The 10,289-nt window shown below is 60.1% G+C and carries 5 protein-coding genes; 2 read left to right on the top strand and 3 right to left on the bottom strand.

What is annotated here, in order from left to right; all coding sequences use genetic code 11:
• The 3 genes from NW837_RS07355 to NW837_RS07345 all read right to left on the bottom strand — a co-directional run.
• Window positions 1-501 (bottom strand): MarR family winged helix-turn-helix transcriptional regulator (locus NW837_RS07355; protein WP_414330276.1); only part of this gene is annotated, 501 nt, incomplete at its 3' end.
• Window positions 502-744: 243 nt separating this feature from the next.
• Window positions 745-2,085, bottom strand: coding sequence for an alkaline phosphatase (locus NW837_RS07350; protein ID WP_414330273.1), 1,341 nt, complete (start codon window positions 2,083-2,085; stop codon window positions 745-747).
• 255 nt (window positions 2,086-2,340) lie between these two features.
• A complete protein-coding gene (locus tag NW837_RS07345; protein ID WP_414330271.1) occupies window positions 2,341-4,707 on the bottom strand; it encodes a DUF3488 and DUF4129 domain-containing transglutaminase family protein in 2,367 nt (788 codons plus the stop codon).
• A 192-nt stretch (window positions 4,708-4,899) separates the two neighbouring features.
• On the opposite strand from NW837_RS07345, the gene uvrA reads away from it, so the two are divergent.
• The gene (gene uvrA, locus NW837_RS07340; protein WP_414330268.1) at window positions 4,900-7,803 is read left to right on the top strand and encodes an excinuclease ABC subunit UvrA; all 2,904 of its coding nucleotides are present in this window, start codon (window positions 4,900-4,902) and stop codon (window positions 7,801-7,803) included.
• Between the two features lie 130 nt (window positions 7,804-7,933).
• The gene (locus NW837_RS07335; protein ID WP_414330267.1) at window positions 7,934-10,174 is read left to right on the top strand and encodes a hypothetical protein; all 2,241 of its coding nucleotides are present in this window, start codon (window positions 7,934-7,936) and stop codon (window positions 10,172-10,174) included.
• Window positions 10,175-10,289 lie beyond the last annotated feature (115 nt).

Below are 10,289 nucleotides of genomic sequence, written 5' to 3'. Positions count from 1 at the left end.
TTTTTTAAGGCAAGCCTGGATCTGCGCCATTTCCGAGGGATCCAGCTTTTGGAAGCGCTCTTTCAAGTAGGCGACGTGGGCCGGGAAAATTTCCTCAAACAGTTTTTCCCCCGCTTCTGTCAGCACGACCTTAAAGCAGCGTCGGTTTTCCGGGGGCACTTCCCGGCGCACCAGCCCTTTTTGTTCCAGGCGATCCACAATGCCGGTCAGTGTCCCTTTGGTCACCAGCGTTTTTTGGGCCAAGACATTCATGGTCATCCCAGGGGTATTGCCAAGGGTAACCAACACATCGAATTGGGGGGCCGTCAGCCCCATTTGCCGAATGTGAACCCCGGCGTAATTTTCAAAAGCTTGGTAGGCCCGCGCCAGATCCCGCAACAGCCCCAAAAAAGGCTCACGGGCCGCCAATACCGTCCCCCTCAGCGGAACAGAGTCCTCAGGCTTGAGAACCTCGTCGCTTTGGAGAAGGGGGGATGGAGAGGAGTCAGCGGGAGTGGGCATGGTTGAAGATCGCAGTTCGCGTTGGTGGAACAAACTCAAACCCAAAGGACAGTCTCGGCTCCATGATAGCCCACTGTAGTACAGTTCTAACGCAAAATGAACTACGTCTATCTGCTTTGCTGAGCTAGCCCCTTCGCCGTTATGTGGTTCTCATAAAAAAAGGGGATCCACTGGATGGATCCCCCGTGACGGACAGAGCTTGTGGGGCAAACACCCGCCCAAGGCAGGTGACCACAGCAGACACTAGGGCTTCAGCTCGCTGGGGATGCGCTCCCCGAAGAGCACGAAGTAGAGAATCCGATAAATGTCCGTGTTCAGGATCCCGGTGGTCGGCACCAACTCTTGGGCGTTCAAGCCCGCAGCGCGAGCGATGACTCCACTGCCGACGTCATCTCCGGTAGCCCAAGCCACGGCAAAGGGAAAGCGCTTGCCATTTTTGTCGGGAGCGGAAATGAACGGCTTGCTACCGGTGCCGTCAACCCCGTCAATGGGGGCACCACTGCCTTCGGGGTCAGTAGGGGGCAGCGGCTCCTCGGCGGACTCGACATCCACCAACTGCATGCCACCGGCATTGCTGTCGCTGGTGGTGATCATGAAGGTCTTGGGATTCTTCTCGATAAAGTTGAGAATCACCCCGATGGCATCGTCGGCCCGCTTCATGGCCTCCAGGCAGCCAGAGGCATTGAGGTTATTGCACATGTTGTCGGTGCCCTCTTCTTCGATGACGGCGAAGAAGCCCTTGGGATTGCGGGAGATCCGCGCCAGGGCAAATTCGGTCATCTCGGCAATGGTGGGGGCGCTGGCAATGTAGTTGGGCAGGTTTTGGGCGCGCAGCTCTTCCTCTGGCTTGTCGTAGAAGGTGTCCTCGACGTTGAACACCCCCAAAACTTTGGAAACATCAGCCGGCAGCTTGAGCAGCTCGTCGCGGGTGTAGACAACGGCGTACCCCTTTTTCTTGGCCTCCTCAATCAGGTTGCGGCCATCCTTGCGCTTCCCTTGGCCAAAGCGGCCCTGGACACCTTCCGGCAGCAGCCATTCCTCGCCAGCGCCGAGGATGATGTCTACCCCTGACTCCACCACCTGCAGGGCAATCTCCTCATAGTCGCTGCGCTTGGCAGCTTTGGCAACGAAGGCAGCCGTCCCCGGCTCAATGATGGATCCCGTTTGCACCAGAGCCGTACCCAAGCCTGCCGCCACGGCATCTTCCATGATCGTGTTCAGGGTACCGTTGGCAGAGGGGTACTCTTTGCCGTCCGGATCCAACCCAAAGCTCTTGGCGTGGGCACGGGTTCCCGTGGCATGGATCACCGCTCCGGCGTTGGAAGTTCCTCCAAGCTGGTCAAGAAGGTGCCCGCGATAGGTGGTAATCACGGGAAGACGATCCCAGTTCAGAAAGCCATCGGGGCCGTAGTAGAGAATGCGCGTAATGTCCCAGTGGGAAGCTGAGGTTCCATCTGGGTGAAAGAAGATTGCACCGTTGCCGGTTGGCTTAGGCGCCGCTTGAGCCACACTAGAGGAAAAAACTGACGAGGACAGCAGACACAAAGTTGCAGCCAAAGCCGCCCTCAAAGAATAGCTACGCATAGCTAACACGCCCTTGCTCGTTCGAAGCTGAACGTTAGAAACGTAACACAGCTTCGGACGAGTTTGCAAGAGCAGAGCAACTTACCAGCGTGCGACGTGCCCAAAGTGAGTACGCCGCCTCCTATCCCGCTATTCTGGCAGGCCAGCTTACGGGGTCCATAACTGTTGTTAACTATCTCTTAACTATCTCATAACTGTCAAGGTTTCTCGCAGGGCTTTTGGGGTACCTGCTCCAGGGCATAGCCGTCCTTCTGGTCAGGCGGCTCTTCTGGGGGTTTTGGCCAGTGGCTGCCATGCTTGCCTAAGCTGTCTGAATTGCTGTTGCCAGCGCTGCAATTCGCCCGCCTCCAACGGGATCCCACCGAAGCGCACCTCCATGTAGCGCTCCAAGAACCGGATGGCCACCTGGGCTTGTGGTAAGTCGGAGTGGCGCAAGTGTTCCAGGCAGGCCTCAGGGCCTAGGTGGGCTGGGATCCCCACCGCCGTCGCCAGATCCCGCAGTTGCAGATAAAGCCTTGAGATAAGCTGGCGGCGCTGCTGCGACTTGGGTAGAGCCGCCGGGATCCAGCGCATCCCAGCAAAGGCCAGACTCGGTAGCAAGAGGCCAACCATCCAGGTGGGCCAGGGGGGCGGAGGCTGCCACAGGGATCCCAGCAAAACCCCATTGCCGGCAGTGGCCAACAGAATCCACCCCCCATCCTGCCAGCGCACGGCCTGATAGCGGCGGCGGCGACCCCAATAGGCCATGGATCCGGTGATCAAAACCACCCCCAACACCGGCAGGCCATTCTGCTGCAACGTTTGCCCCAAGGCAACCAGGCTGCGACGGAAGCCAGCACCGATATCCTCTCGATCCGGAGAGGCGGCTACAGCGCTGGCCATCTCCTGAATCTGCCGCCAGATCTGCTGCTGGGTGGATAGGTCGTACTGGATGACGTACTTGAACCAGCGAAAGCGCAAGCTGTCGTAAAAATCCTGAATCGGATCCCACCAGGTTTCCCGCCGGCTGACATTGGCCTCTGCCGGTGTGGCATCGAAAATGATCCACCCGTAGGGGCCAAAGGGGATCTCCGTCCAGGAATGGGCGTCGGCATTGCGTACTGCCAGATAATTTTCCTGCGCCACCCAGCGCCCGCCCAAAAAGCCATTCACCATCCGGGCCGGGATGCCAATGCTGCGGGCCAGTATCGTCAGGGCTGTGGCGAAATATTCGCAGTGGCCCCGCCGATGGGTGAACAGAAAGGCTTCCAAAGGCGGTTCAGGGCCGGGATCCGGCAGATTGGTGGTATAGGCATAGTTCTCCAGCAGGTAGTTCTGCAAAGCCGTCACCTTGCCAAAGACATCGGGGATCCCAGCGGTAACGTCTTCAGCCAAGGCGGGAATGCGCGGATCCAGGTCTGCTGGCAACTGCAGATAGGCTGCCTGTTGGACTGGGTCGAGAGCACTGAACAGCTCTGCGTGGCTCAGCCGGCGCAAGCGCGGGCTTAACTCCCTTGAGATCCGGCTCCGGGCGCGGTAAAGATGGGGCACCTGCCGAGGCAGAGAATGGCCAACATCTCCGGTCTCGCTCAGGATGAGGCGGCGATTCTGCCGTTGCCAAGCTTGTTGCACCGTCGCCGCTCCGCCCCGCTCCAGCCATTCCATCTCCACCAGCGGGGCCACCCCAAAAACGGTGTTGGTGACCAGCGGCTCCAGATAGATAAGCTGCTCCAAGGGGAGAAGCAGCAGGTCGGGAGCAGTGGGGATCAAGCTGGAGGCAGAGAGATCAAATACCCCTGCTGCGTTGGGGAAAATGGGGATGAAGCGGTCTAGCGTTCGCGACCAGGCCCGTCCATCGTAGCGATCGAAGCTGATCCCGCGCCAGTAGAGGGACTCCACACGGGGCGGCACCCCTGCCGGAAATTCCACCCGCATGACAACGGTGTTATCGGTTTTGAGGGTGCCGAATGCTCCCAGGCTGACTTCCTCGGCAAAGCCAGTGGTCATCACCGGCGAGCGGGCCTGGCGGCCCAGGATTCCTAAACTAACTCGCGGGAACAAGAAAAACAAAGCCACGGACAGGATCACCGCCAGCAAGGCCAGGGATCCGAGAAAGCCCAAGAAGTTGAGGTTGATGCCACGGGTTTGGCTGGCTGCCTGCGGGTGCTGCTCTGCTTGCAGGCGCAGGTGGTAAAGGGTGAGGTTGATTAGCCCTACCCCCACGTACAGCAAAAACAGCAGCCCAAAGCTGATGTCTTCGTTGAACAGGGTGGCAATGGCCATCAGCAGCAGAGACAGCACCGCCAACTGGATGTGATCGGCTGCCCGTTCCCGCTGAAACAGCTTGGCCCCCGTTAGGTAAAGCACCAAGCCAATGGCCCCATCGGAAAAGGGAAGGATCCCAAAGATAACCAAAGCCAGCAGGCTAAGCAACACCGCCACCGTCAGGGGCATCCACAGGGGGGCATAGCGGGCAAAAGCAATCCTTGGCGGCTCCCAAAACCAACTGCAGGCCCCTGCGGCCAAGCAAACGGCAATGACCGGTGGCGACAGAGCCTGATCCCCCAGACAAAGGGCCGTGAAGGCGATCCCCACCAACAGGTAAACAAACACCTTTTGAACGGATGGCAGTGTCCAGGTCATGGCCCTTGGGATTCAATCCTTTCCAGCATAGCCAAGTCTTTTTTGCTACCGGTTTGTCGTCCCCTGGTCGGCTGGGATCCCCTTTTGGACAAAGCGAAGAGCATTAGAATCGTTAACTAAGAATCGTTAAGATTTTGTTACTCGCCGGTCTCGACGGGATACCTGTGACACGCTGCGCGAAAAGGTGGTGAGATGTCCAGCCAAAACGAAATTCACGTGGTGGGGGCGCGGCAGCACAACCTCAAGAATGTCGAGCTGCGGATCCCGCGCGATCGCCTGGTGGTATTCACGGGCGTCTCCGGATCGGGCAAGTCCTCCTTGGCTTTCGACACCATCTTTGCCGAGGGACAGCGGCGCTATGTGGAATCCCTCAGTGCCTATGCGCGGCAGTTTTTGGGGCAACTGGACAAGCCGGATGTGGATCGCATCGAAGGGCTGAGTCCGGCCATCTCCATCGATCAAAAGTCCACCAGCCACAACCCCCGCTCGACGGTTGGCACCGTTACCGAAATCTACGACTACCTGCGGCTTCTGTATGGGCGAGCTGGGATCCCGCACTGCCCCCATTGCAACCGGGTGATCGCCCCCCAGACGGTGGATCAAATTGTGGATCAGATCCTGGCCCTGCCGGATCGGACGCGGTTTCAGTTGCTCTCGCCGGTGGTGAAAGGAAAAAAGGGCACCCACGCCAACTTGTTACAAAGCCTGCGACACCAGGGGTTTGTGCGGGTGCGTGTCGATGGCCAGGTGCGGGATCTGAGCGAGGAGATCGAGTTAGCCAAAAACAAAACCCACACCCTTGAGGTTGTGGTGGATCGGCTGGTCAAGAGCCCCGACATAGCGGAGCGACTGGCCGATTCTCTGGCAACCTGCCTGCGCCAGTCGGGAGGAATTGCGGTGGTGGAGCTGCTGCCGCGGGAAGAGGAGCGAGAACAGCTGCTGCAAAAGGTGGCCGAGTCGGCGGGGCAATACCTGAACAGCAAGCCAACGGAGCTGATTTTTTCTGAGCAATTTGCCTGCCCGGAGCACGGTTCGGTGATGGGCGAGCTGTCGCCGCGCCTGTTTTCCTTCAACTCGCCGATTGGGGCCTGTCCTGTCTGCCACGGGCTGGGTTTTGAGCCCATCTTCGACCCCGAGCGGATCGTGCCCGATCCCAAACTCCCCTTGTACGCGGCCATCGCCCCTTGGGCAGAGCGGGAGAACCCCTACTATCTGGCTTTGTTGGCGGGAGCCGCCAAGGCTTTTGGCTTTGACCTCAGCAGCCGCTGGTGTGATCTCACCCCCCAGCAACAGCAGATCATCCTCTACGGCGCCGACCAGGAGGTCTACATCGCCGAGGCGGAATCTCAGTACCGAGGCCGGGGGTACTATCGCCGCTATGAGGGGGTGATTCCCCAATTGCAGCGGCACTACCAGGAAACCACTTCCGAAATCTATCGGCAAAAGCTGGAAGCCTACCTCACCTACCGTCCCTGCTCCGCCTGTGGGGGATCCCGTCTCAAGCCGGAAGCTCTGGCCGTGCGCATCGGCGGCTACCGCATTACCGATCTCACCGAGATCTCCATCCGCGACTGCCTGCACCGCCTGGAGCAGTTGAAACTTACCCCGCGACAAGTGCAGATCGGCGAGCTGGTGCTGCGGGAGATCAAAACCCGGCTGCAGTTTTTGGTGGATGTGGGCCTGGACTACCTAACGCTGGCCCGTCCGGCCATGACCCTCTCCGGCGGCGAAGCGCAGCGGATCCGGCTGGCCAGCCAAATGGGCTCCGGCTTGACGGGGGTGCTCTACGTGTTGGACGAACCCTCGATTGGCCTCCACCAGCGGGACAACGAGCGCCTGTTGCAAACCCTGTTTCGCCTGCGGGATCTGGGCAACACGCTGATCGTGGTGGAACACGACGAAGAAACCATCCGTGCCGCCGACCACATCGTCGATATCGGCCCTGGGGCCGGCATCCACGGGGGGGAAGTGGTGGCCCAGGGATCCCTGGCGGACATCATGGCCTGCGAGCGCTCCATCACCGGAGCTTATCTTTCGGGGCGGCTGCGGATCCCGACCCCTGGGCAGCGGCGGGCCGGCAAGGCGGTTTCTCTCAAGCTCACCAATGCCCACAAAAACAACCTCAAGCACATTGATGTAGAGATCCCCCTGGGCAAGTTGGTCTGTGTTACAGGCGTCTCCGGCTCCGGCAAATCCACCTTGGTCAACGAATTGCTCTACCCTGCCCTGCAGCACCATCTTGGACACAAGGTGCCCCAACCCGCGGAGATGGGAGAACTTGAGGGCATCGAACACATCGACAAGGTGATCGTCATCGACCAATCTCCCATTGGCCGTACCCCCCGCTCCAACCCTGCCACCTACACCGGCCTGTTCGACCCGATCCGCCAAACCTTTGCCCAAACCTTGGATGCCAAGGCCAGAGGCTACCCATCCGGCCACTTTTCCTTCAATGTCAAGGGGGGGCGCTGTGAAGCCTGCAAAGGGCAGGGGGTGAACGTGATTGAAATGAACTTCCTGCCCGATGTGTACGTCACCTGCGAAGTCTGCGGGGGCAGCCGTTACAGCCGCGAAACCCTGCAGGTCAGGTACAAGGGCAAGAACATCGCCGAAGTCCTGGATATGACGGTGGGGGAGGCGCTGGAGTTTTTCGCTGCCCTGCCTCCTGCCGCCAAGATCCTGCAGACTCTGGCCGATGTGGGCCTCGATTACATCAAGCTGGGCCAGCCAGCCCCGACCCTCTCCGGTGGGGAAGCGCAACGGGTCAAGTTGGCCGCAGAACTGGCCCGCCGCTCCACCGGCAAAACCCTCTATCTGTTGGATGAGCCTTCCACCGGCTTGTCCTTTTACGATGTCCACAAACTCTTGAACGTCCTGCAACGGCTGGTGGATACAGGCAACACCGTGCTGGTGATCGAGCACAACCTGGACATTCTCCGCTGTGCTGATTGGATTATTGACTTGGGGCCAGAGGGCGGCGACCGCGGCGGCCAGATCATCGCCGTTGGCACTCCAGAACAGGTGGCTGAGCACCCCGGATCCCATACAGGGCGCTATTTGAAGCAGGTTTTGCAACAACATCCCCCAGGTCGCTGAGCAACTCAGCCTGCTGCAGGGAGAAAGTTGACCGAAAGCGGCCCAAAGTGCTCCGCACCGCGAACGGTTAGCCTGAGTCTCACGTCGCTATGGCATGATGGGTCGGAAGGAAAAGGTTCGCACTCTCCCCATGGTAGGGCAGACCCTGGGTGGCCGCTATCAGATCTTGGAAGCACTGGGATCCAGCGGACAAACCTACTTGGCACAGGATAGCCATCATCCTGAGCGGCTTCGGGTGGTGCTCAAACGCTGGCAGGCCGGCCAAAATGCTCCGCACCGCGAACACAGTGAGGACTCCGCCTCGCTACGGCATCTCTTTCAGCAAGAAGTGGCGCTGCGGGAGCACCTGGGATCCCACGAGGGTATCCCCCGCCTGTTGGCCTGCTTTGAGCAAGAGGGGGAGTTTTATTGGGTGGAAGAATGGGTTGAAGGGCCCACCCTGGAACAAGCTCTATTGCTAGGTAACGCAACCGAGAGGGGCCAGCTAACGACTCCGTCCCGCCAAATGCACTGCCATTGGGGGCACGACTGGACAGAGGCTGAGGTACGAGCCTTGTTGCAGGATGTGCTGCAAACCTTGGCCTTCCTGAATGGGGAAGGGGTGAGCTGCTGCAACCTGCAGCCCTCTCGCTTGATCTACCGTCAGGCGGATGGCCGATGGGTGTTGTTGAAGTGGGGGGGTGAGGAACAGGGTCTGGCTTTTTCCGGCTCTGGCTTCGGGAACCCCTATGGCCCCAGGCATTGCAGCGACCTCCATGCTCTTGGGCTGATTGCCCTGCAGGCCCTCTGCGGGATCCCGCCCCAGAAGCTGTTTCGCGACCCGTTGACGGGGGAGTTGCGCTGGCACGATCTGGCCTCTACTAGCGCTCCTTTTGCTGCTTTTCTGGATCGTTTGGTGAGCTGCAACCCACAACAGTGCTTTCCTTCAGCAACAGCAGCTCTGGCCGCTTTGCAGGCTTTGCCCCCCGCCGAGAGCCCCCCTGCCGCCGAACTCCTGTCCCAGCCCAGCCCTGTCGCCGCCGAGCCCTTACAGGAGCCAACCACCCCACCGCGTTCTCCGGTATCGCTGCGGGCGCGTCCCCGGATCCCACCGGTTTGGGCAGGAGGCAGCTTGGCGGCTTTGCTGGCGTTGACGGTGGCAGGGGTATGGCAGATGAGGGCAAACCTTGGCCTGCGGGGGGAGCCCAAGGATTCTGTCCCCCTCACGAGAACGGGATCCTCTGGCCCGGCAAAGCGCAACGGCCTGGGACTCCGTCCTACTCGCGAGAACGGTTCTCATGCCTCCGTCCCCACCGCCGTCACGGTCGCGGAAGCGTCGCGTAGCGATAACGACCCGGCAGACTGGGCCAAGTCTTTGCAGCTCAAGGCTACGCTGGAAGGCCCTGTCGCCGTCACTGCTCTGGCCATCAGCCCGGATGGAAATCTCCTTGCTGCCGGGGGAGACGACGGCGTGATCCGGCTTTGGGATCCCCAGGCTGGCCAACTGCTCCAGAGCTGGGCAGGCCACGAGGGATCCGTTGAGGCACTGGCCATCAGCCCAGATGGTACCTTTTTGGTGAGTGGTGGGGCAGACAAGACGGTACGGGTCTGGGATCTGGCGACCCTGGGGGATCCGGCTCTCTCGCCTGGGGATGTGCTGGCGCGGCTGCAGTTGCAAGGGCACACCGGGTTGATCAACAGTGTCGCCATTAGCCCCGATGGTCGTTGGATTGCCAGTGGCAGCGCCGACCGCACCATCCGCCTTTGGCAGGCCGACAACGGCCAGTTGATCCGCACCCTGGCGCCTCCCACTGCTGCCGCCCAGGAGACCCCTCAGAGGGCTGGCATTACAGCAGTGGCCTTTGGCCCAAGACCTACCCGTATGAATACTTCCCACCAATCTGAAGGGATCCCCCCTTGGATCTTGGTGGCCGCCAATGGAGATCCCACCGTTCACCTTTGGGATCCTGGCAGCGGGGCCTTGCTGGAAACCCTAAAGGCCGACTACCCCATCGAGCAGGTGCTTCTGAGCCCAGATGGCCGCTATTTGCTCGCTGGCAGTACCGGTGGCATCTTGGTCTGGAACTTGGGCACGGGATCCTTGGAGCGCACCTTGCCCCAGACTTTGTCCGGCTTGGCCGCCCTTGCCCTCAGCCCTGATGGCCGCTTGCTCGCCAGCGGCACCGATTACCGCGCTCACCAGATCAAGCTCTGGGATCTGCGCAGCGGAGAACAGTTGCGCACCCTGGGCGGCCAGACTTGGATGGTGAGCGTCTTGCTGTTTGGCCCCGGTCGCGGAAGCGTCGCGCAGCGATATGGGCAGACCCTTCTCAGTGGTGGCGCCGATGGCTCAATTCGCATTTGGGGGCCAGCCGACCCAGCTCAGCCCTAGTGGGATCCAAGCAGATAAAATACTCGACGAAGAAGGGATCCCGGCAGAGCATGACTCTAGTCAATAATAAGCTCAACTATACTGAAAATAATGTATAATATGTTCAGTACGGATT

This window comes from Synechococcus sp. R6-10 (assembly GCF_047461815.1).
In the GTDB taxonomy this organism is placed as follows: domain Bacteria; phylum Cyanobacteriota; class Cyanobacteriia; order Thermostichales; family Thermostichaceae; genus Thermostichus.
Note: the sequence above shows the minus strand (reverse complement) of the source record. Positions and strands in the feature narration are given on the sequence as shown.

Excerpts from the sequence above, each read along its gene's own strand:
- NW837_RS07350 (WP_414330273.1), bottom strand. The coding sequence starts at position 2,085 with ATGCGTAGCTATTCTTTGAGGGCGGCTTTGGCTGCAACTTTGTGTCTG.
- NW837_RS07345 (WP_414330271.1), bottom strand. The coding sequence starts at position 4,707 with ATGACCTGGACACTGCCATCCGTTCAAAAGGTGTTTGTTTACCTGTTG.
- uvrA (WP_414330268.1), top strand. The coding sequence starts at position 4,900 with ATGTCCAGCCAAAACGAAATTCACGTGGTGGGGGCGCGGCAGCACAAC.
- NW837_RS07335 (WP_414330267.1), top strand. The coding sequence starts at position 7,934 with ATGGTAGGGCAGACCCTGGGTGGCCGCTATCAGATCTTGGAAGCACTG.